The organism is Clavibacter rahimiani, assembly GCF_052654495.1.
Window position 1 is genome coordinate 2,858,150 of the sequence record NZ_CP199790.1, and the last position, 21,812, is coordinate 2,879,961.

20 protein-coding genes are annotated in these 21,812 nt (G+C 72.2%); 10 read left to right on the plus strand and 10 right to left on the minus strand.

Going from position 1 to position 21,812, the window contains the following annotated elements:
* Positions 1-64 precede the first annotated feature (64 nt).
* The 6 genes from ACT7CP_RS13545 to rpoB form a co-directional block, all read right to left on the minus strand.
* The gene (locus ACT7CP_RS13545; protein WP_445442600.1) at positions 65-895 is read right to left on the minus strand and encodes an amino acid ABC transporter ATP-binding protein; all 831 of its coding nucleotides are present in this window, start codon (positions 893-895) and stop codon (positions 65-67) included.
* The gene (locus tag ACT7CP_RS13550; protein WP_413961531.1) at positions 882-1,547 is read right to left on the minus strand and encodes an amino acid ABC transporter permease; all 666 of its coding nucleotides are present in this window, start codon (positions 1,545-1,547) and stop codon (positions 882-884) included. Before ACT7CP_RS13550 ends, ACT7CP_RS13545 begins: the two co-directional genes overlap by 14 nt.
* Positions 1,548-1,591: 44 nt before the next feature.
* The gene (locus tag ACT7CP_RS13555; RefSeq protein ID WP_445442601.1) at positions 1,592-2,440 is read right to left on the minus strand and encodes an amino acid ABC transporter substrate-binding protein; all 849 of its coding nucleotides are present in this window, start codon (positions 2,438-2,440) and stop codon (positions 1,592-1,594) included.
* Positions 2,441-2,640: 200 nt separating this feature from the next.
* Positions 2,641-3,120 (minus strand): hypothetical protein, encoded by a 480-nt coding sequence (locus ACT7CP_RS13560; protein ID WP_445443991.1) that lies wholly within the window; start codon positions 3,118-3,120, stop codon positions 2,641-2,643.
* A gap of 166 nt (positions 3,121-3,286) precedes the next feature.
* Entirely contained in the window at positions 3,287-7,186 is a 3,900-nt protein-coding gene (locus ACT7CP_RS13565) for a DNA-directed RNA polymerase subunit beta' (protein WP_445442602.1), read from the minus strand.
* Positions 7,187-7,234: 48 nt separating this feature from the next.
* Positions 7,235-10,723 (minus strand): DNA-directed RNA polymerase subunit beta, encoded by a 3,489-nt coding sequence (rpoB, locus tag ACT7CP_RS13570; RefSeq protein ID WP_413961534.1) that lies wholly within the window; start codon positions 10,721-10,723, stop codon positions 7,235-7,237.
* A gap of 305 nt (positions 10,724-11,028) precedes the next feature.
* Here rpoB and ACT7CP_RS13575 point away from each other — a divergent pair, with 305 nt between their 5' ends.
* The 6 genes from ACT7CP_RS13575 to ACT7CP_RS13600 are packed head-to-tail and all read left to right on the plus strand — an operon-like array spanning position 11,029 to position 15,638.
* Positions 11,029-11,697 (plus strand): MBL fold metallo-hydrolase, encoded by a 669-nt coding sequence (locus ACT7CP_RS13575; protein WP_445442603.1) that lies wholly within the window; start codon positions 11,029-11,031, stop codon positions 11,695-11,697.
* A 52-nt stretch (positions 11,698-11,749) separates the two neighbouring features.
* Positions 11,750-12,607 carry a spermidine synthase gene (locus ACT7CP_RS13580; protein WP_413961536.1) on the plus strand — a complete coding sequence of 286 codons (858 nt, stop codon included), beginning with the start codon at positions 11,750-11,752 and terminating at the stop codon, positions 12,605-12,607.
* Between the two features lie 43 nt (positions 12,608-12,650).
* The gene (locus tag ACT7CP_RS13585) at positions 12,651-13,835 is read left to right on the plus strand and encodes a PQQ-dependent sugar dehydrogenase (protein ID WP_445442604.1); all 1,185 of its coding nucleotides are present in this window, start codon (positions 12,651-12,653) and stop codon (positions 13,833-13,835) included.
* Positions 13,836-13,845: 10 nt separating this feature from the next.
* Complete coding sequence (locus tag ACT7CP_RS13590) at positions 13,846-14,376, plus strand: hypothetical protein (protein ID WP_094127718.1); 531 nt, start codon at positions 13,846-13,848, stop codon at positions 14,374-14,376.
* 36 nt (positions 14,377-14,412) lie between these two features.
* The gene (locus ACT7CP_RS13595; protein ID WP_445442605.1) at positions 14,413-14,928 is read left to right on the plus strand and encodes a SprT-like domain-containing protein; all 516 of its coding nucleotides are present in this window, start codon (positions 14,413-14,415) and stop codon (positions 14,926-14,928) included.
* Positions 14,925-15,638, plus strand: coding sequence for a CGNR zinc finger domain-containing protein (locus ACT7CP_RS13600; RefSeq protein ID WP_445442606.1), 714 nt, complete (start codon positions 14,925-14,927; stop codon positions 15,636-15,638). The genes ACT7CP_RS13595 and ACT7CP_RS13600 overlap by 4 nt, the downstream gene beginning before the upstream one ends.
* Before the next feature lie 13 nt (positions 15,639-15,651).
* Here ACT7CP_RS13600 and ACT7CP_RS13605 read toward each other — a convergent pair whose 3' ends face one another.
* The 3 genes from ACT7CP_RS13605 to ACT7CP_RS13615 form a co-directional block, all read right to left on the minus strand.
* Positions 15,652-15,954 carry a DUF427 domain-containing protein gene (locus ACT7CP_RS13605; RefSeq protein WP_445442607.1) on the minus strand — a complete coding sequence of 101 codons (303 nt, stop codon included), beginning with the start codon at positions 15,952-15,954 and terminating at the stop codon, positions 15,652-15,654.
* Between the two features lie 149 nt (positions 15,955-16,103).
* On the minus strand, positions 16,104-16,694 hold the full coding sequence (locus ACT7CP_RS13610) for a 2-phosphosulfolactate phosphatase (protein WP_445442608.1): 591 nt from the start codon (positions 16,692-16,694) through the stop codon (positions 16,104-16,106).
* The gene (locus ACT7CP_RS13615; RefSeq protein ID WP_191147480.1) at positions 16,678-17,178 is read right to left on the minus strand and encodes an EVE domain-containing protein; all 501 of its coding nucleotides are present in this window, start codon (positions 17,176-17,178) and stop codon (positions 16,678-16,680) included. Before ACT7CP_RS13615 ends, ACT7CP_RS13610 begins: the two co-directional genes overlap by 17 nt.
* A gap of 81 nt (positions 17,179-17,259) precedes the next feature.
* Between ACT7CP_RS13615 and ACT7CP_RS13620 the strand changes: the two genes are divergently transcribed.
* The 4 genes from ACT7CP_RS13620 (at position 17,260) to ACT7CP_RS13635 (ending at position 21,110) form a co-directional block, all read left to right on the plus strand.
* Entirely contained in the window at positions 17,260-17,820 is a 561-nt protein-coding gene (locus tag ACT7CP_RS13620) for a hypothetical protein (RefSeq protein WP_445442609.1), read from the plus strand.
* Positions 17,821-17,872: 52 nt separating this feature from the next.
* Complete coding sequence (locus ACT7CP_RS13625; protein ID WP_445442610.1) at positions 17,873-18,520, plus strand: DUF1684 domain-containing protein; 648 nt, start codon at positions 17,873-17,875, stop codon at positions 18,518-18,520.
* Positions 18,521-18,754: 234 nt separating this feature from the next.
* Positions 18,755-20,296 carry a DEAD/DEAH box helicase gene (locus ACT7CP_RS13630; RefSeq protein WP_413961546.1) on the plus strand — a complete coding sequence of 514 codons (1,542 nt, stop codon included), beginning with the start codon at positions 18,755-18,757 and terminating at the stop codon, positions 20,294-20,296.
* A gap of 190 nt (positions 20,297-20,486) precedes the next feature.
* Positions 20,487-21,110, plus strand: coding sequence for a TetR/AcrR family transcriptional regulator (locus ACT7CP_RS13635; protein ID WP_413961547.1), 624 nt, complete (start codon positions 20,487-20,489; stop codon positions 21,108-21,110).
* A 45-nt stretch (positions 21,111-21,155) separates the two neighbouring features.
* On the opposite strand, the gene ACT7CP_RS13640 is transcribed toward ACT7CP_RS13635, so the two are convergent.
* Complete coding sequence (locus ACT7CP_RS13640) at positions 21,156-21,710, minus strand: NUDIX hydrolase family protein (RefSeq protein ID WP_307506168.1); 555 nt, start codon at positions 21,708-21,710, stop codon at positions 21,156-21,158.
* Between the last annotated feature and the right edge of the window lie 102 nt (positions 21,711-21,812).

Below are 21,812 nucleotides of genomic sequence, written 5' to 3' on the forward strand. Positions count from 1 at the left end.
CTACAACGGGGGGCGTCCGTCGCCCGGGCGGCGTGCCGGGGAGCTGTCAGATGGCCGCGAGCGGCTAGAACGGCTCGAGGAGACGCTGCAGGAAGCGGCGCGTGCGCTCCTCCGCGGGATGCTGCAGGACCTGCGACGGGTGCCCGCGCTCGACGACCACGCCGCCGTCCATGAAGACGACCGAGTCGGCCACCTGCCGGGCGAACGCCAGCTCGTGCGTGACGATCACCATGGTCCACGCCTCGTCGGCCAGCTCCTTGATGACGCTGAGCACCTCCCCCACGAGCTCGGGGTCGAGGGCCGAGGTCGGCTCGTCGAACAGCAGGATCTGCGGACGCAGCGCCAGCGCGCGCACGATGCCCACGCGCTGCTGCTGCCCGCCGGAGAGCTGGAAGGGGTGCTGGTCGCGCTTGTCGGCGAGGCCCACCCGGGCGAGCAGCTCCTCGGCCTCGCGGGTCGCCTCGGCGACCGGCCGGCGCTGCACCTGCACGGGGCCCTCGATGACGTTCTCGAGCACGGTGCGGTGCGGGAACAGGTTGTACTGCTGGAACACCATCGCCGAGCGGTCGCGGAGCGCGAGCAGCTCGCGCGCCTTCGGCTTCCGCCCGAAGTCGACCGTGAGGGGGCCCGTGGTGCCCGCGCGCGAGTCGGCGTCCGCGGCCGCGACCTCGACGACGCCCGCCTCGGGCACCTCGAGCCCGTTGAGCGAGCGGAGGACCGTGGTCTTGCCGGATCCGCTCGGCCCGATGAGCGCGGTCACGCCGCCGCGGCGCACCTCGAGGTCGATGGAGCGGAGCACCTCGTTGTCGCCGAAGGACTTCCGGAGGCCGCGGACGGTGAGCACGGGCTCGCCCGGTGCGCGGTGCGCGGCGGGTGCGGGATCAGTGGGCGACATACCGGTCGAGCCTCCTCTCGAGGCGGGTCTGCGCGAACGAGAGCACGAGGCAGACGAGCCAGTAGATCAGCGCCGCCTCCAGGTACAGCAGCATGTACTCGAACGTGGAGGACGCGATGAGCTGCGCCTGCTTGAAGAGCTCGGTCACGAGGATCACCGAGGCGAGGGACGTGTCCTTCACCAGGCTGATGAACGTGTTCGACAGCGGCGGGACGGAGACCCGGGCGGCCTGCGGCACGATGATCCGCCGGAGCGTCATCGCGCGGGACATGCCGATCGTGTGGCCGGCCTCCCACTGCCCGCGCGGGACGGACAGGATCGACGCCCGGATGATCTCCGCCGCGTAGCCGCCGACGTTGACCGACAGGGCGATGACCGCGCTCGGCCAGGGTGGGAGCACGACGCCGATGGACGGCAGCCCGTAGAAGATCACGAACAGCTGCACCAGCAGCGGCGTGCCCCGCACGACCGAGATGTAGAAGCGGGCGATGCCGGAGACGAGGCGGTTGCCGTAGAGGCGCATGAGCGCGAGGCCCAGCGCGATGGCGAGCCCGAGGACGAACGTGACGAGGGCCAGGGGGATGGTGCCGCGGAGCGTCTCGAGCGCGAGCGGCCCGAAGGACGACCAGAACAGGTCCCACTCCCTCGACATGCGTCCCCTTCGTCTCGTCCTCGTCCGTCAGCGTACGCGGGGAGCTACTGCGTGACGTCCGCGCCGAAGTACTCGTCGGAGATCGCGGCCAGCGTGCCGTCGGCGCGGAGGTCGGCGAGGGCCTTGTCGACCGCGGCCACGAGGTCGTCGCTGCCCTTGCGGAAGACGAGCGCGCTGAGCGACGGGTCGTCGGTCTCGGCGGCCACCTGCAGGTCGGAGTCGCCCTGCTGCTTCTGGTAGTCGAGGAGGGTGAGGCGGTCGTTGATGGTCGCGTCGACGCGGCCCTGCTGCAGCAGCGTGACGGCCTGGGCGAAGCCCTCGACGGCCTCGACCTTCGCGCCGCTCTCGGTCGCCAGCTCGTTCCAGTTGCTCGTGAGCGACTGCGCCGTCGTCTTGCCGGCGAGGTCGGCGAAGGAGGAGATGCCCGAGTCCGCGCCCTTGACGATGATCACGCCCGGCGAGACGGTGTACGGCTCGGAGAACGCGTAGACCTCCTGGCGCTCGTCGGTGATGGAGATCTGGTTGGCGATGACGTCCCAGCGGCCGGCCTCGAGGCCCGCGAAGATGCCGTCGAACTGGGTCTCCTCGAAGACCGGCTTCACGCCGAGCTCCTCGGCGACCGCCGTGGCGATCTCCACGTCGTAGCCGGTGAGGGCGCCGGAGCCCGATCCCTCGTGGAAGGAGAAGGGCGAGTAGGTGCCCTCGGTGCCGATGACGAGCTCGCCCGCGGCCTGCACGTCGGCGAGGCTCGACGCGGCGGCGGGGGTGCCCGAGGCGTCCGGCGCGGATCCGGTGCCCGTGTCGCCCGACGCGCAGCCGGCGAGGCCGAGGGCGGCCACGGCGACGAGGCCGGTGAGGGCGAGGGACGGGCGGATGCGGGACAGGAGCGTCATGGGGGTCCTTGCGGTCAGGGCGCGTCCTCGGTGCGGGATCGCCTCGTGCGGGTGCTGCGGGTGCTGCGGGGTGCGGTGATGCGGCGCCGGATGCCCGGCATCCGGGAGCGCCGGTCGCCATGGTCTCAACGCCGACGTCGTGTCGGTATTCCCATGTCGCCGCATGACGGCGCACCCGGCCCGAGGGCGTCGCCCGGCGGCTAGAAGAGGGGTTCGGGATCCGTTCCGTCGCGGCCGTCGGGTACGGGCCCGATCTCGCCCTCCAGCTCCAGCAGCCGCAGGTTGACGAAGCGGTCGAGGGCCTGGCGGATCACGGGCGCGAGCGGCGCCAGCTCGCGCGCGAGCGCCTGGTCGACCACGTGCTGGATCTCGGCGTCCCGCTCCCCGTAGTCCACGAACGCCGGCATCCCGAAGGGGTGGTCGCGGTAGACGGGGCCGCGCGTCTCGCGGTACAGGCGCTCCCGGGCGTCGAGTGCCGCCTCCGCGCGGGTGGCCTCGAGCGCGGCGATGAGGGGGTGGATCGCCGTGTGGGGCGCGTCGCGGGGGATCGCCTCCTGGTCCGTGAAGATCGAGGCGTCGCAGGCCGGGCAGGACCCGGTTCCGCCGCCGGCCGGAGTCGGCGACTCGGTCGCGTAGCGGAGCGCGTGCGCGCGCCACGCCAGGACCACGTCCTCCAGCATCCGCACGTCCGACGCCTCCTCGGGTCCCCGGCGAGGCGGCCGCCGGGTCCCGCCCACTGTATCGCCGGGCGCCGCCGGGCCGGGACGCGGCGGCGGAGGCCCGGGAACGAGGAAGGGCCCCGCCGGAGCGGGGCCCTTCTCATCGTGCGCTCACGCGCCGGCGTCCCTAGTTGTAGGTGCCGGGCGTGTAGTCGTCCGAGCTGAAGCTGTCGAAGTCGACGAAGCTCAGGTCGGACTCGTTGAACACCGACTCATCCGTGAAGATGCGGTTCGGGTAGCGCTCGGCCTTGGCCTCCTCCGTCGCGGTGACGGTGACGTCGCGGTACTTCGCGAGCCCCGTCCCGGCCGGGATCAGCTTGCCGATGATGACGTTCTCCTTGAGTCCCATCAGCGGGTCGGACTTGCCCTCCATGGCGGCCTGCGTGAGCACGCGGGTCGTCTCCTGGAAGGACGCGGCCGACAGCCACGACTCGGTCGCGAGCGAGGCCTTGGTGATGCCCATGACCTCCTGGCGGGCGGAGGCGGTCTTCTTGCCCTCCGTCAGCGTGGCGCGGTTGACCTCGTTGTAGCGGGCCCGGTCGACCAGCTCACCGGGGAGGAGATCCGTGTCGCCGTGCTCGACGACCGTGACCTTGCGCAGCATCTGCCGCACGATGACCTCGATGTGCTTGTCGTGGATCGGGACGCCCTGCGAGCGGTAGACGCCCTGGACACCGCCCACGAGGTGCTTCTGCACCTCGCGCACGCCCTTGACCCGGAGGACCTCCTTCGGGTCGATGGCGCCGACGTGCAGCTGCTGCCCGAGCTCGACGTGCTGGCCGTCCTCGACGAGGAGGGTCGCGCGCTTGAGCACCGGGTAGAGGTGCGGCTCGTCGCCGTTGTCCGGGGTCAGGATCACCTTGCGGCTGCGATCCGTGTCCTCGATCGTGATGCGACCGGCGGCCTCCGCGATCGGCGACGCGCCCTTGGGGGTGCGGGCCTCGAAGAGCTCCTGCACGCGGGGCAGACCCTGCGTGATGTCGTCCGCCGATGCCACACCACCGGTGTGGAAGGTGCGCATCGTGAGCTGCGTGCCGGGCTCGCCGATCGACTGGGCCGCGATGATGCCGACGGCCTCGCCGATGTCGACGAGCTTGCCGGTGGCGAGCGAGCGGCCGTAGCAGGCCGCGCACACGCCGACGGCGGACTCGCACGTCAGGACCGAGCGCACCTTGATCTCGTGCACGCCGGCCGAGATGAGGTGGTCGATCAGGACGTCGCCGACGTCGCTGCCCGCGGGGGCCACGACCTCGCCGGACTCGTTGACCGCGTCAGCGGCCAGCGAGCGGGCGTACACGGAGTTCTCCACGTTGGAGTCGCGCACGGCCGTGCCGTCCGCCGCGTACGCGGCGATCGGCAGGTCGAGCCCGCGGCTGGTGCCGCAGTCGTCCTCGCGGATGATGACGTCCTGCGACACGTCCACCAGACGACGGGTGAGGTACCCGGAGTCGGCGGTGCGCAGCGCGGTGTCGGCCAGTCCCTTGCGGGCGCCGTGGGTGGAGATGAAGTACTCCGCCACCGTCAGGCCCTCGCGGTACGAGTGGACGATCGGGCGGGGGATGATCTCGCCCTTCGGGTTCGACACGAGGCCGCGCATGCCGGCGATCTGGCGGACCTGCATCCAGTTGCCTCGTGCCCCGGAGGACACCATGCGGTTGATGTTGTTGTCGGCGGGGAGGTTGTCCTCCATCGCCTTCGCGACCTCGGCCGTGGCCTTGTTCCAGATCTCGATGAGCTCCTGACGACGCTCGGCGTTCGTCGTGAGGCCCTTCTCGAACTGGCCCTGGACCTTGGCGGCCTGCTTCTCGTAGCCCGACAGGATGGCCGCCTTGGTGGGCGGGGTCAGCACGTCGGAGAGGGCGACCGTGACGCCGGAGCGCGTGGCCCAGTAGAAGCCCGCGTCCTTGATCCGGTCGAGCGCTGCCGCGACCTCCACCTTGGGGTAGCGCTCGGCGAGGTCGTTGACGATCTCGGAGAGCTTGCCCTTGTCGGCGACGGCCTCGATGTAGGGGTAGTCGACCGGCAGGGTCTCGTTGAACAGCGCGCGACCGAGGGTGGTCGAGAGCAGCACGGGACCGACGGTCTTGCCCTTCTCGTCGAGCTCGACGCCCTCGGGCGTCTCGCCCTCGGCGAAGTACAGGTCGTGCAGGCGGATGCGCACCTTGGCGTTGAGGTCCAGCGAGAGCTGGTCCTTCGCCAGGATGGCCTCGGCTACCGAGCTGAACGCGCGACCCTCACCGGCGACGCCCTCCTTGAGGGTGGTCAGGTGGTGCAGGCCGATGATCATGTCCTGCGTGGGCAGGGTGACCGGGCGTCCGTCCGACGGCTTGAGGATGTTGTTCGAGGCGAGCATCAGGATGCGCGCCTCGGCCTGGGCCTCGACCGACAGGGGCAGGTGGACGGCCATCTGGTCGCCGTCGAAGTCCGCGTTGAACGCGGCGCAGACGAGCGGGTGCAGCTGGATCGCCTTGCCCTCCACGAGCTGGGGCTCGAACGCCTGGATGCCCAGACGGTGGAGCGTGGGCGCGCGGTTGAGCAGCACGGGGCGCTCGCGGATGATCTCCTCGAGCACGTCCCAGACCTGTCCGCGGCTGCGCTCGACCATGCGCTTGGCGGCCTTGATGTTCTGGGCATGGCTCAGGTCGATCAGGCGCTTGATGACGAACGGCTTGAACAGCTCGAGCGCCATCTGCTTGGGCAGACCGCACTGGTGCAGCTTGAGCTGCGGTCCGACGATGATGACCGAGCGGCCCGAGTAGTCCACGCGCTTGCCGAGCAGGTTCTGGCGGAACCGGCCCTGCTTGCCCTTCAGCATGTCGCTGAGGGACTTGAGCGCGCGGTTGCCGGTGCCCGTGACGGGACGACCGCGGCGGCCGTTGTCGAACAGCGCGTCGACGGCCTCCTGCAGCATGCGCTTCTCGTTGTTCACGATGATCTCGGGGGCGCCGAGATCGAGCAGACGACGGAGGCGGTTGTTGCGGTTGATCACGCGGCGGTACAGGTCGTTCAGGTCGCTGGTCGCGAAACGGCCGCCGTCGAGCTGCACCATGGGGCGCAGCTCCGGCGGGATGACCGGGACGACCTGCAGCACCATCGCGGCCGGCGAGTTGCCGGTCGCGAGGAAGGAGCTGACGACGCGCAGGCGCTTGATGGCGCGGATCTTCTTCTGGCCCTTGCCGGTGGCGATCTGCTCGCGGAGCAGCTCCCCCTCGGCCTCGAGGTCGAAGGCCTCCAGGCGCTTCTGGATCGCCTCGGCGCCCATGTGGGCCTCGAAGTAGATGCCGAAGCGGTCCTGCAGCTCGTGGAAGACGGCGTCCTCGGGCTTGAGCTCGCCGACCTTGAGGCTGCGGAACTCCTCCCAGACGCGCTCGAGGCGGGAGATGTCCTCGTCGAACGCCTTGCGCGTCTGACCCATCTCCTTCTCGGCGCCGTCCTTCGCGCGGCGCTTCTGGTCGCTCTTGGCGCCCTCGGCCTCCAGCGCGGCCAGGTCGGTCTCGAGACGCCCGAGGCGCTCGGCGATCTGGGAGTCGCGCTGGTCCTGCAGGGTCTTGATCTCGAGCCGGAGCTCGTTCTCGAGGCCCGGCATGTCCTCGTGGCGAGCGTCCTCGTCCACGCTGATCACCATGTAGGCGGCGAAGTAGATGACCTTCTCGAGGTCCTTCGGCGCCATGTCGAGCAGGTAGCCGAGGCGCGAGGGCACGCCCTTGAAGTACCAGATGTGCGTGACGGGCGCGGCGAGCTCGATGTGGCCCATGCGCTCGCGGCGGACCGCGGACTTGGTGACCTCCACGCCGCAGCGCTCGCAGACGATGCCCTTGAAGCGCACCCGCTTGTACTTGCCGCAGGAGCACTCCCAGTCACGGCTGGGTCCGAAGATCTGCTCTCCGAAGAGGCCGTCCTTCTCGGGCTTCAGCGTGCGGTAGTTGATGGTCTCGGGCTTCTTGACCTCACCGTGCGACCAGCGGCGGATGTCGTCGGCCGTCGCGAGGCCGATCCGCAGCTCATCGAAAGTTGTTACGTCGAGCAATTTTCCTTCTCTCCTTGGAAAGCTTCGAGTCGAAAGTCTTGAGCGGGCTTAGATGTCGTCGATGCTGGACGACTCGAAGCGGGTGGAGATGTTGATGCCGAGCTCCTCCGCCGCGCGGAAGACCTCGTCATCCGTGTCGCGCAGGCTGACCGCCTGGCCGTCCGCCGAGAGGACCTCGACGTTCAGGCAGAGGGACTGCATCTCCTTGATCAGGACCTTGAAGGACTCGGGGATACCCGGTTCCTGGATGTTCTCGCCCTTGACGATGGCCTCGTACACCTTCACGCGGCCGAGGATGTCGTCCGACTTGATGGTGAGGAGCTCCTGGAGCGCGTAGGCCGCTCCGTATGCCTCGAGCGCCCACACCTCCATCTCGCCGAAGCGCTGGCCGCCGAACTGGGCCTTACCGCCCAGGGGCTGCTGCGTGATCATCGAGTAGGGACCCGTCGAGCGCGCGTGGATCTTGTCGTCCACCAGGTGGTGCAGCTTCAGGATGTACATGTAGCCGACCGAGACGGGCTCGGGGAACGGCTCGCCGGAGCGGCCGTCGAACAGGCGCGTCTTGCCGCTGGACCCGATGAGGCGGTCGCCGTCGCGGGTGACCGTCGTCGAGTCGAGCAGGCCGGCGATCTCCTCCTCGAGCGCTCCGTCGAACACCGGGGTGGCGACCTTCGTGCCGGCCGGGGCCTGGCGTGCGTGGTCGGGCAGGCGCTCGGCCCACTTCGGGCTCCCCTCGACCTCCCAGCCCTGCTTGGCGATCCACCCGAGGTGGGTCTCCAGGACCTGGCCGAAGTTCATGCGGCCGGGGATGCCGAGCGGGTTGAGGATGACGTCGACCGGGGTCCCGTCGGCGAGGAACGGCATGTCCTCGACCGGCAGGATCTTGGAGATGACGCCCTTGTTGCCGTGACGGCCGGCGAGCTTGTCGCCCTCGGTGATCTTGCGCTTCTGCGCGATGAACACCACGACGCGCTGGTTGACGCCCGAGCCGAGCTCGTCGTCGCCGTCCTGCGAGTCGAAGACCTTGACGCCGATGATCGTGCCCTGCTCGCCGTGGGGCACCTTCAGGGACGTGTCGCGGACCTCGCGGCTCTTCTCGTTGAAGATCGCGCGCAGCAGGCGCTCCTCGGCGCTGAGCTCGGTCTCGCCCTTCGGCGTGACCTTGCCCACGAGGATGTCGCCGGGGCGGACCTCGGCGCCGATGCGGATGATGCCGCGCTCGTCGAGGTCGGCGAGCAGCTCGGGGCTGACGTTGGGGAGGTCACGGGTGATCTCCTCCTTGCCCAGCTTCGTGTCGCGCGCGTCGACCTCGTACTCCTCGATGTGGATGGAGGAGAGGGTGTCGTCCTTGACCAGGTTCTGGCTCAGGATGATCGCGTCCTCGAAGTTGTGACCCTCCCACGGCATGAACGCGACGAGCAGGTTCTTGCCGAGCGCGAGCTCGCCGTTCTCCGTGGCGGGGCCGTCGGCGATGACCTCGCCGGCCTCGATGCGGTCGCCGGCCGAGACCAGGACGCGGTGGTTGTAGCTCGTGCCCTGGTTGGAGCGGTCGAACTTGCGCAGGTAGTAGGTCTGCGTGCCGCCCTCGTCGAGCTGGATGGTGACGACCTCGGCCGACACCTCCTGCACGACGCCCGAGGCGTCGGCCGTGAGGACGTCGCCGGCGTCGATCGCCGCGTAGCCCTCCATGCCGGTGCCGACGAGCGGGCTCTCGCTGCGCAGCAGCGGGACGGCCTGACGCTGCATGTTCGCGCCCATGAGGGCCCGGTTCGCGTCGTCGTGCTCGAGGAAGGGGATGAGCGAGGTGGCGACGGACACCATCTGGCGGGGGGAGACGTCCATGTAGTGGACGTTCTCCTTGGCGACGAGCTCCACCTCACCGCCCTTGGGGCGGACGAGGACGCGGTCCTCCGCGAAGCGGAAGTCCTTCGTGAGGGGCGCGTTGGCCTGGGCGACGAGGAACTCGTCCTCCTCGCTGGCCGTGAGGTAGTCGATCGTGTCGGTGACCACGCCGTCGACGACGCGACGGTACGGGGTCTCGATGAAGCCGAACGAGTTGATGCGGGCGAACGACGCCAGCGAGCCGATCAGGCCGATGTTCGGGCCTTCCGGGGTCTCGATGGGGCACATGCGGCCGTAGTGCGACGGGTGGACGTCGCGGACCTCGACGCCGGCGCGCTCACGGGACAGACCACCCGGGCCGAGCGCCGAGAGGCGGCGCTTGTGGGTGAGACCCGCGAGGGGGTTGTTCTGGTCCATGAACTGCGACAGCTGGCTCGTGCCGAAGAACTCCTTGATCGCGGCGACGACGGGGCGCACGTTGATCAGGGTCTGCGGCGTGATGGCCTCGATGTCCTGCGTGGTCATGCGCTCGCGGACGACGCGCTCCATGCGGGACAGGCCGGTGCGCACCTGGTTCTGGATGAGCTCGCCGACCGCGCGGATGCGGCGGTTGCCGAAGTGGTCGATGTCGTCCACGTCGAGGCGCAGCTCGACGGGCTTGCCGTCGCGCGTGCCGCTCATCTTCGTCTCGTTCGCGTGCAGCGAGACGAGGTACTTGATGGTCGCGAGGATGTCCTCGACCGTCAGCACCGAGTCGGTGAGCTGCTTGTCGATGCCGAGCTTGCGGTTGATCTTGTAGCGACCCACCTTCGCCAGGTCGTAGCGCTTCGGGTTGAAGTAGAAGTTGTCGAGCAGCGCGCGGGCGGCCTCGGCGGCGACCTGCTCGCCGGGACGGAGCTTCCGGTAGATGTCCTTGAGGGCCTCCTCCTTGGTGAGGATGGAGTCCTTCTCGAGCGTGAGCTCGATGGACGCGACGCCCTTGAACTCCTCGAGGATCTGCTCGCTGGTGAGGCCGAGGGCCTTCAGGAACACGGTGACCGACTGCTTGCGCTTGCGGTCGATGCGCACGCCGACCTGGTCGCGCTTGTCGATCTCGAACTCGAGCCAGGCGCCGCGGGAGGGGATGACGCGGGCGGAGTAGATGTCCTTGTCGGAGGTCTTCTCCTGCTGGCGCTCGAAGTACACGCCGGGCGAGCGGACGAGCTGGGACACGACGACACGCTCGGTGCCGTTGATGATGAACGTGCCCTTCTCCGTCATGAGGGGGAAGTCGCCCATGAAGACCGTCTGGGTCTTGATCTCACCCGTGAGGTGGTTCATGAACTCGGCCTCGACGTAGAGGGGAGCGGAGTAGGTCTTGCCGCGCTCCTTGCACTCGTCGATGGAGTACTTCTGCTCCTCGAGGTACGGGTTCGTGAACCCGAGCTGCATGGTCTCCCCGAGGTCCTCGATGGGGGAGATCTCCTCGAAGATCTCCTCGAGGCCGGAGTTGAGGGCGAGGTCGGTGCGACCCTGCTTGGTGCCCTCCTCGACACGCCGCTTCCACACGTCCGAGCCGACGAGCCAGTCGAAGCTCTCGGTCTGCAGGGCGAGCAGGTCGGGGACGGTGAGGGTGTCAGTGATCTTCGCGAACGAGAGCCGCGATGCGTCGCGACCGTTCTGGGGAGTGGGAGTTGCGTTGCGCGCAGCAGCCAAGGAAATTACCTCCGTGGGCCCCGTCGGGCTCCGATGTCGTCGATACGCCGAGACCGACCCGGGTTGTCACCCGTGCCGATCCTGATGGAGTTGCTCGCCACACCTCGCGGGATGGGCTCGGGATCGACCCGAGCGCACACGATGACCGACCGCAATATGAAGGCAAAGGGAGTGGGAGCGCAAAGGATCACTATACGAGGTCGCGACGCGCCATGTCCAGCGGAATCTTGCATCCTCGGCGTGTCTCGGTGTATAACGTCCGGTCGCCCGGCTCCCTGGGCCCGGGGCGCGCGTAGCCTCCGGGGATGAGCGCACCCTGGCACGTGTCCCCCGGCGGCCCCTCGCACGTGCACCGGGCGGGCGACGTGGAGATCCGGAAGGCCTCCGTCGGGCCCATGGACAACGACGCGTACCTCCTCACCGACCTCGACTCCGGCGAGCGCCTGCTCGTCGACGCGGCCGCCGACGTCGACCGCCTGCTCGCCCTCGCGGCCGAGCCGGATCCCGTCGGCCGGCTCGCGGTCGTCGTCACCACCCACGGGCACGCCGACCACCACGGCGCCCTCGCGGCCGTGCTCGACGCGACCGACGCGGACGCGGCCGTGGGCGCGGAGGACGCGGGCGACCTCCCCGTCGACGCCGACCGGCGCCTCGCGCACGGCGACCGGGCGGCCTTCGGCGGCGTGACGGTCGAGGTCGTCGCCCTCCGCGGCCACACGCCGGGCGGCGTCGCGCTCGTCCTGCAGCCGGGCGACGGCAGCACGCACCTCTTCACCGGCGACTCGCTCTTCCCGGGCGGCGTGGGGAGCACGCAGGGGGACGCGGACCGGTTCGGCCAGCTCATGGACGACGTCGAGGAGCGGCTGTTCGCGCGCTTCCCCGACGACGCGCACGTGCATCCCGGCCACGGCGACTCGACCACGCTCGGCGCCGAGCGCGGGTCCCTCGCGGACTGGCGGGCGCGCGGCTGGTGACGGGACGCCCCGCGGCCCAGCTGGGCGCGGGGCGGACGCCTAGGCTGAGGAGATGCCCGAGCACCCGTCGACCGTCCTGTCCCTGAGCGGGCACCGGGCCGTCATCGAGCCCGACCGCTTCGTGCCGGGCGCTTACCAGCTCGTGGTCGACGGCACGCCCCAGTCGCACGTCAACATGGACGACCCGGGCGAGCTGTTCTTCGAGTACGTGCAGCGGATGGGGCACGTCATCGACCTGCTCGGCGAGCCCGGGGAGGCGATCACCGCGCTGCACCTCGGGGCCGGCGCGCTCACCATCCCGCGCTACGTCGAGGCGACGCGGCCGGGATCGCGCCAGCAGGTCATCGAGCTCGAGCAGGACCTCGTGGACCTCGTGCGCGAGCACCTCCCCTGGTCGCGCAAGGCCTCCATCCGGCTGCGCTACGGCGACGCCCGCGAGGTCATGGGGCGGCTGCCGCAGGGGCTCCGCGGATCCGTCGACCTCGTCGTCGTGGACGTCTTCAGCGGCGCCCGCACGCCCGCCCACATCACGAGCCGCGAGTTCCACGCGGAGGCCGCCGCGATGCTCGCCCCCGGCGGGATCATGACGGTCAACGTCGCCGACGGCCACGGGCTCGCGTTCGCGCGCGGGCAGGCCGCCACCATCCGCGACGTGCTGCCGCATGTGGCCGCGCTCGCCGAGACGCAGGTGCTCAAGGGGCGGCGGTTCGGCAACGTCGTCTTCGCGGCCTCCGCCACGCCGCTCCCGCTCGACTTCGTGCCGCGCCTGCTCGCGGGCGGCCCCCACCCCGCCAAGGTCGTCGAGGGGCGCGAGCTCGCCGACTTCATCGCCGGCGCGTCCGTCGTCACCGACGCGACCGCCGTCCCGTCCCCCTCCCCCGCCCGCAGCGTCTTCCAGACCAGGCCCTGAGGCCGCCCCGGGCGCCGACGCCCGCCGAACCACCGGAGTCCCCATGAACCGCCGCTCCCGCACCCGCCCGGCGCGCCTCGCCGTGCTCGGCCTCGCCGCGATCGTCGCGCTCTCGGGCTGCACGAACGACGACGGATCGCCGGTCGACGTCCGGGCGACGGAGCCGCCCGCGCCCTCCCCGACGAGCACGGACACGGCGCCCGCGGGCGTCGCCCCCTCCGGGACGCCGACCGCGACCACCACCGGCCTCACGTCGCCGTGGTCGATGGCCGAGCTGCCGTCCGGGGCCCTGCTCGTGAGCGAGCGCGACACCTCGCGCATCGTCGAGGTGCTCGCGGACGGCACGACGCGCGTCGCGGGGACGATCGCGGGCGTGGGCCCCGTGGGCGAGGGCGGCCTCCTCGGCATCGCGACGCGCGAGGTCGACGGCGGGACGCAGCTCTACGCCTACTTCACGAGCGCCACCGACAACCGCATCGTGCGGATGGGCGTGACGGGCGCGCCGGGGTCGCTCGGGCTGGGCGTCGCGGAGGACGTCGTCACGGGGATCCCCCGCGACACGACCCACAACGGCGGCCGGATCGCGTTCGGCCCCGACGGCATGCTCTACGCCACCACGGGCGACGCGAACCTCCGCGACGCGGCGCAGGACCCGATCTCGCTCGCGGGCAAGATCCTCCGCCTCACGCCCGACGGGCAGGGCGCCGAGGACAATCCGACGCCGGGATCGCCCGTGTACTCGATGGGCCACCGGAACCCGCAGGGCATCGCGTGGGACGCGGAGGGGAACCTCTGGTCGGCGGAGTTCGGGCAGGACACCTGGGACGAGCTGAACCTCATCGAGCCCGGCGGGAACTACGGCTGGCCGGTCGTGGAGGGCGCGAGCGACGACGCGGCCTCGGACGCGTACATCGACCCCGTGCGCCAGTGGGGCACCGACGACGCGAGCCCGAGCGGCATCGCCGTCGTGGGCGACACGGTCTTCATGGCGGGCCTCGGCGGCCAGCGCCTCTGGGTCGTGCGGCCCGGCGCCGTGGCCACGGATCCCATCCCCGACGACCGCGTCACCGAGTTCTACACCCGCGAGTACGGGCGGATCCGGGACGTCCAGGCGGCCCCCGACGGGTCGCTCCGGATGCTCACCGGCAACACCGACGGACGCGGGACGCCGCGCGACGGCGACGACAAGCTGCTCCGGGTCGAGCTCATGCCGATCCAGGCGGGATAATCTCTTCCTCGTGACAGGCACCGCGATCATCATCGGCTACGACAGGGACACCCTCCGGGAGAAGGTGGACCTGCGGGCGGCCGGCGAGCGCCTGGACGAGCTCGAGAACCTCCGCAGCCTCTCCGCGATCACCGAGAAGGTAGCGCTCCTCCGCATGCTCGGCCGGCTCGACGAGGCGTGGGACATGGCGAACGCGGCCGTCCGCCAGGCGCGCTTCACGGGCGACCGGGAGACGCTGCTCGCGTGCCGCATCCGCCGCGCGCAGGTGCAGCAGTACCAGGGCAAGCTCGACATCGCGCTGCAGGACCTCGGCGGCTGCGTCGACGAGGCCCGCGCGCACGAGTGGTACGCGCTGGAGGCGTTCGCGCTTCAGCACCGCGGCAAGGTGCACTTCGACCGCGGCGACTACCGCCACGCGCTGAGCGACTTCGAGGACGCCTACACGCTCCGCACGCGCGAGGGCCTCCCGAGCGACCAGCTCGAGAGCTCGGCGCTCGCGATCGACGTCGCCAAGGAGCGCATCGCCGCCCAGCCCGCGTGATGGGCGCGCTCCCCCGCCGGCCGCGGGCGGCCGGCCGTGGCTGACCTCGTCCGGGTGCGGATCTGGGCCGAGGCCCTCATCGCCCTGCACCTCGACCCGTCGTGGACCTTCGCGTTCGACCACGCCCGCACGCGCGCGGGCGCCTGCCACTACGGCGACCGGCGGATCACCGTCTCGCGGCACCTGGCCGGGCGCTTCGAGGACGACGAGATCCACCAGGTGCTGCTGCACGAGGTGGCGCACGCGCTCGCCGGATCCCGCGCCGGGCACGGTCCGCGCTGGAAGCGGACGGCCGCCGAGCTCGGCTACGAGGGATCCCGCCTGCACTCGGGCGCGGTCGCCGAGGAGCTCGCGCCGTGGGTGGGCGCCTGCCCGGCCGGGCACGCGCACTTCCGCTACCGGAAGCCGACCCGGCCGCTCGCGTGCGGCCTCTGCTCGCGCCGGTTCGACGCCGCGCACCTGATCGCGTGGACGAAGCGGGACGTGCCGTCGGGTGCGGCCGCGGCCGGGCCTCCGTCACCGGAGGCGGCACGGCGCGAGGGCGCCGCGTGAGCCGGGCGCCGGGGTCCGAGCGGCCGACGGGCCAGTGGATCACCGACCCGGACGGCCTCCGCTGGTTCCTCGACACGGGCGCCGTGAGCCTCGACCTCGCCTACACCGGCGCGCTCGGGGACCCGGAGCCGCGCGAGGCGCTGCCCGACGCCGCGGCGCTCGGCGCGTGGCTGAGCGAGCACCTCGCGCCCGTCTCGGAGCCGGCGGAGCGGGACCTCGCCGACGCGCGCACCCTGCGGCAGGCCATCGGCGACATCGCCGCCGCGCTCGCCGACGGCCGGGCGCCCGCGCCGCGGGACGTCGACGTCCTGAACCTCTACGCGGCGACGCCCGACCTGCCGCCCGCGCTCGGCGGCGGATCCCGCCAGGCCGGCCGCGCGCTCGCCCGGCCCGCGCAGGCGCTCGCCTCGGCGGCGCGCGACGCGGTGGCGGTCTTCGGGGCGGGGTCCGAGCGGATCCACCGCTGCTCGGCCGACGACTGCACCGTGCTCTACCTCGACACGACCCGGTCCGGCACGCGCCGCTGGTGCTCGATGCGCCGCTGCGGCAACCGCGCGAAGGTGCGCGCGCACCGCGCCCGGCAGCTGCGCGAGCGGCGGACGGGGATCCCGGCCCGCGTGGCGCCGCTCCGTCCGGCGTCCGTCCCCGGGGCTCCCGCGGACGGCCCCGGGGACGACGACGGCCCGGGAGCCGGAGCCCCCGGGCCGTGATCGGCGATCCGCGTCACTCGCTGACGCGGACCTCCTTCCAGAACGCGACGTAGCCGCTGTAGTCGCGGCCGACGCGGTCGAACGACGACGGGATGGGCGTCGGGTACGACCACGCGCGGTCCTGCAGCTGGGTCTCGCCGTCCTTCACGGAGTAGTACTGCGTGTCGCCCTTCCACGGGCAGTGGTACGGCGTCGAGGTCTCGGTGAGGAGCGACATGTCCACGCTCTGCGGCGGGAAGTACCAGTTGCCCTCGATCTCGATGAGCTCGTCCTTCGGAGCCTCGGCGACGGTGACGCCGTTGAGAAGTGCCTTCATGTGCGTGCCTTTCCTGACGATCGGGGGCGTCACGCGGACGGCGGCGCCTGATCCAGGAGAACACGCGCGCCCGTGAGCCCATTCCGCGGGGAGCGGCCGGGTCGGCGCGGGACGGGGCCGCGGGCGGCGGGCGGCGGGCGGCGGGCCGACTAGGCGTCGCGGTGGAGGCGGTGCACGACCACGTCGGCGGGATCCGCGGCGAGCGACGCGGACACGAGCGCGCCGTGGCCCGCGGCGTCGAGGCGCCGCGCGGAGACGCTCGCGGTGAGCAGGTGGCCGACGGCGGGCCGCAGCTGCTGGTACGCGGCGCACGCGACCGCGGCCTCGGGCGACGTCGCGTCGATCCCGAGGGCGGCGAGCGCGTCGACCACGGCGCCCGCGGCCAGCTGGTCCTCGGCGCAGGCGCGCCAGGATCCGTCGGCCTCCACCGTCCCCGCGGCGACGACGGCCACGTACGCGCGGCGGCCGAGCGCCTCCTGGAGGGCGAGGATCCACGCGGCGACGGCCGGGCCGTCCGCGAGGCCCGCGCTCACCACGGCGGGGCGGGCGGGCATGGTCGCGAGGACCTCGTCGCGGCGGGCGGCCGTGGGCGGCGGGACGGAGGGCAGGGCGTCCACCCAGACGATGACGTCGGCGCCGGAGGCGATGCGGCGGGCGCCGGCGACCCCGCCGTCGAGCCGGACCTGGTAGCGGGCCTGCGTCGACGGGTCGGGGTGCGCGGCGTCAGCGGAGGAGGTCACGATCCGATGCTACGGGCGTCCAGGGCCCCGCCCCTCCGCGGATGACGCGGCGCGACGGCTCGGGCGCCCCGCGGCGCATGGCCTGGCGGATCACCTCGAAGTCGTCGCGGGTGATCTCCAGCAGCCCGGGTGCGAGCTTGCGGCCCCACTCGAGGGAGTCGCGCGTGAAGTCGAGCACGGGCACGAGCGGCCGGATGGGGGCGTCGACCGCGCCGAGGTCCCAGTCCATCCGCCGCCGCCACGGCCGCCACTCGCCCACGCGCCCCTGGTAGGGCGCGGCGTCGGCGACGCGGCCGATGGCCGTGAAGGAGCGGAGGAGCTGCCCGTCCGGGTACGACTCGCGCGGCGAGTAGTAGACGAAGCCGTCGGCCTCGCCGAGCCGCTCGACCGGTTCGCGGGCGCCGCGGTTGACCTGCGCGATGCCGAGGTCCAGGCCGTCGAGCACGCGGTCGCGCGAGACGACGCCCACCCAGTACCTGATCATGTCCGTCCCATCCTGTCCCACGGGGGACGGACGCCCGGCCCGCCCGGCCGATCCCCCAGCCGCGCGGAGCAGACTGGGGCCATGCGCGTGCTGCTGAAGACCATCCTCGACTGCGATCCCGACGCCGCCTGGCGCGCGCTCCACTCGCCCACCGTCATGCGGGAGGTCGCGGGTCCGCTCGTCGACTTCGTGCCGCTCGAGGACAGCGGGTTCCCCACCAGCTGGGACGGCCGCGAGCACGTCGCGGCGATGCAGACGGGGCCCTTCACGGCCGGCCGCCAGAGCATCCGCCTGCGGGACATGAAGCCGCGCGTCGACGGCGTCCGCATCGTGCGGGACGACGGCCACGGGCTCTCCGGGCTCATGTCGATCCCCACGAGCATGCGGCACAGCATGGCCGTGTCCGCGGATCCCGCCGGCCCCGACGAGGACGGCCGCGTCAGGACCCTCTTCCGCGACCAGCTCGAGTTCGAGGCGGGCCTCCTCGGGCCCGCGATGTGGCCCACCTTCTGGGCGTTCTGGCAGTGGCGCGCCTTCCGGCTCCGTCAGCTCGCGCCGACGTGGGCCTACGACTGGGAGCCCGAGCCGTCCGACGCCGCCGCCGCGCCCGGCCCCGACGGCGCGCCCCTGTCCGCCGGCTGACGACCGGTCCCCGCCGCGCGGATCCGGCTGACCCGACGCGTACGGTGTCCCCATGCCCTCCGCCGTCACCGCCCTCCACGTCGCCGACTGGCGCCGCCGCACGCACGAGATGTACGCGGAGGTCCGCTGGGTGGCGCAGACGGACCCGGCCGCCGCGCACGCCCTCTGGCGCCGCACGCGCGACGACATGTTCCGCGGCCACCCCGCGACGCCGCTCCTCCCCGAGCACCGCGCCGACTTCGACCGCCTCGACGTGGCCGAGTACGACCCGGACTGGCGGTTCGAGCTGGAGATCCACGACGACCGCGGCGAGGAGCGCCACGAGGTCGAGACGGGCACCGACGGCGTCGTGCCGTTCGAGCTCCTCGGATCCGTGCACCTGCCCGCCGCCGACGGACGCGACGAGGCGACCCTCGACGTCTGGCGCCTCGTGAGCTACGGCGGCGGCCTGCACCTGCCCGTGAAGGACGCGTCGCACCGGCGGGAGGGCGGCACCTACGGGGGCGGCCGCTACCTGCTCGACACCGTGAAGGGATCCGACCTCGGGCCCGGCGCCCCGGGGTCGATCGTGGTCGACCTGAACTTCGCGTACAACCCGTCGTGCGCCTACGACCCGGCCTGGGCCTGCCCGCTCGCGCCCGCCGGGAACGTGCTCGGATTCGAGGTGCCGGTGGGCGAGATGGCTTTCTCGCAGGACTGACGCTAGAGTGGGAGGACTTGCGAGCACATCATCGTGCTCCCTGCGTCGAGAGAACGCGTCCCTCCTCGCCCCGATCAGATCGCCGATTCCGGCCGACGGGTGCGGGTGACATCTTTCTTACGGCGAACGGATGCGCCCATCGGCGCCTTCGCCATCCTCCGCTTCCGTGCGTAGTCGCACATCCCCGAGAACGCACACCGGGGCGGACCCCTGCCTGGAAGGCAACTCCCCCGCATGACCACTGACACCTTCGGCGCGCTCGGCGTGCCCGCACCGCTCGTCTCCGCCCTCACGGCGAACGGCATCACGACGCCGTTCCCCATCCAGGTGGACACGCTGCCCGACACCCTCAACGGCCGCGACGTGCTCGGCCGCGGCAAGACCGGCTCCGGCAAGACGCTCGCGTTCGCCATCCCGATGATCGCGCGCCTCGGCGGCGGACTCGCCGGCGGCCGTCGTCGTCCGGGCCGCCCGCTCGGCCTCATCCTCGCGCCGACCCGCGAGCTCGCCACGCAGATCACGGCCGCCATGGCCCCGCTGGCCGAGGCGTACAACCTGACCACCACGACCATCTTCGGCGGCGTCTCGCAGCAGCGCCAGGTCGCGGCCCTCAAGGCCGGCGTCGACGTGGTCGTGGCCTGCCCCGGCCGCCTCGAGGACCTCATGAAGCAGGGCTTCGTGAACCTCGACGCCGTGGAGATCACCGTCCTCGACGAGGCCGACCACATGGCCGACCTGGGCTTCCTGCCCGTCGTCACGCGGATCCTCGACAAGACCCCGAACACCGGCCAGCGCATGCTGTTCTCCGCCACGCTCGACAACGGCGTGGACAAGCTCGTGCGCCGCTACCTGCACGACCAGGTGCTGCACTCCGTCGACGAGGCGAACTCGCCCGTCGCCGCCATGACGCACCACGTGTTCGAGGCGTCCGACGTCGAGGCCAAGCGCCTCCTCGTGCAGAAGCTCGCGGGCGGCAGCGGCCGTCGCATCCTCTTCATGCGCACCAAGCACCACGCCAAGAAGCTCGCGAAGCAGCTCACCGACGCGGGCATCCCGTCGGTGGACCTGCACGGCAACCTCTCGCAGGTGGCCCGCGACCGCAACCTGGCCGCGTTCTCCGCGGGCGACGTCAAGGTCCTCGTGGCCACCGACGTCGCGGCGCGCGGCGTGCACGTCGACGACATCGAGCTCGTGATCCACGTCGACCCGCCGGCCGAGCACAAGGCGTACCTGCACCGCTCGGGCCGCACGGCGCGCGCGGGCTCCGCGGGCGACGTCGTCACGATCATGCTGCCGGCGCAGCGCAAGGACGTGCAGCTCCTGATGCGCAAGGCCGACATCCACGTCACGCCGCAGCAGGTCACCGAGTCCTCCCCCGCCGTGGCCGAGCTGACGGGCGCCGTCGCGGCGTACGTCAAGCCCGCGCCGCGCGAGACGAAGTCGGTCCGCGAGTCCACCCAGCGCCAGTCGCAGGGCGGCCGCGCGAACGGCGGCGGACGCTCGCAGGGCGCGAACGCGCAGCGCAAGCGCGCGGTCCGCGACGGCGCGCCCGTCGGCGGTCGCCGCGAGGGCGCCGCGTCGGGTCGCCGCGACGGAGCCGCCTCGGGCGGACAGCGCGGCGGCACGCCCCGCACGTTCAGCACCTCATCCGAGGGCTTCGGCGGCGGCTCGTCCGCCGCTCCCTCGCGTCCCCGCCAGGAGCGCCCCGCGGCCTCCGGCGGTGCCGCGGCCGGCGGTCGTGCGCGCACGCACCGCCGCGTCTCCAGCGGACGCTAGACCGCACGGCGCGCAGCGCGCGCCGGCATGACATCGAGGGCCCCCGTCTGCGGACGGGGGCCCTCCGTCGTCCCCGGGGCGATCAGATGAGGACGCCCGGCGACGCGTCCGCGCCCCGATCGTCGGGAGCCGCGGCGCGGCCTGGGGACGGTCGGGGAGGCGTGCGCGCGCATCCGGATACGGTGTGCGGATGACACGCCCCGCCCTCGCCGCCCGTGGCCCGTACCGCAAGGGCGTGGAGCGCAGGGAGCTCCTCATCCGCACCGCCATCGAGGTGTTCGCCGAGCAGGGGTACCGCGGCAGCTCGCTGCGGGAGATCGCGTCACGGGCGGAGATCACGCCGGCCGGCCTGCTGCACCACTTCCGCGGCAAGGAGGAGCTGCTGCTCGCCGTGCTGGAGCGCCGCGAGGAGCGCCTCGCCGCGGCCATCGAGCTGCACCGGCCCCGGAGCGTCGCCGAGCACGCGGCCGTGGCCATCGCCGACGGGGAGCAGAGCGCGTGCCTCACGCGCGTCATCGCCGTCGTCTCGTCGGAGGCCTCGGCGGCCGGGCACCCGCTGCACGAGCTGTTCCGCGAGCGCCGCGCCCGCGAGCTCGAGCGGATCACCTCGGGCGTCATCGTCGACCAGGCGCGGGGCCTCATCGACCCGCACCTCGACCCGGAGGCCGCGGCCGCCGTCGTGCTCTCCGCCATGGACGGGCTGCACGTGCAGCGGTCCTACGGCGTCGGCGCGGGCGCGAGCCAGGCGTTCGAGGACCTGCGGCGCCATTACCTGGAGCCGCCGGAGTTCGCCGAGCGGGTCGCCGCGGTCTGAGCACCCCGGCGCCGCGGACGCGGTGCAGCGGACGCGGCGGTCCGGCTAGGGCAGCACGCCCACCGAGGCGAGGGCCGCGCGGAGGAGCGCGCCGCGGCCGCCCTCCATGTCGGCGGAGACGGCGTCGGACGCGGCCTCCTGGGGCGTCATCCAGGTGATCTCGAGCGCGTCCTGGCGGGGATCGCACGTGCCCGTCACCGGCACCACGTACGCGAGCGAGACGGCGTGCTGCCGCTCGTCCGTGTAGGGGCTCTCGCCGGGGAACGGGAAGTACTCGGCCACCGAGAACGGGGTCGGGCTCGCGGGGAGCTGCGGGAACGCCATCGGCCCGAGGTCCTTCTCGAGGTGGCGGAAGAGCGCGTCGCGCAGGGTCTCGCCGTACATCACGCGGCCGGAGACGAGCATGCGCGTCATCTGGCCGGTGACCGTCGCGCGCAGGAGCACGCCGATGTCCTTCACCCGGCCCATGCCGTCGACCCGCACGGGCACGGCCTCCACGTAGAGGAGGGGCAGCCGCTGCCGGATCTGCGCCAGCTCCACGTCCGACAGCCAGCCGGAGTTCGGGTCGGGGATGTTCGGGTCCGGGGTGCGAACGGTCATGGTCCATTGTCACCCACCGCCGGTGCGCGGCCGCCACCCGGCGCGCTGGCCGGACGCGCCGGCGGCGGGACGGGCCGCAGGGCGTAGGCCGCGCGAGCCGGA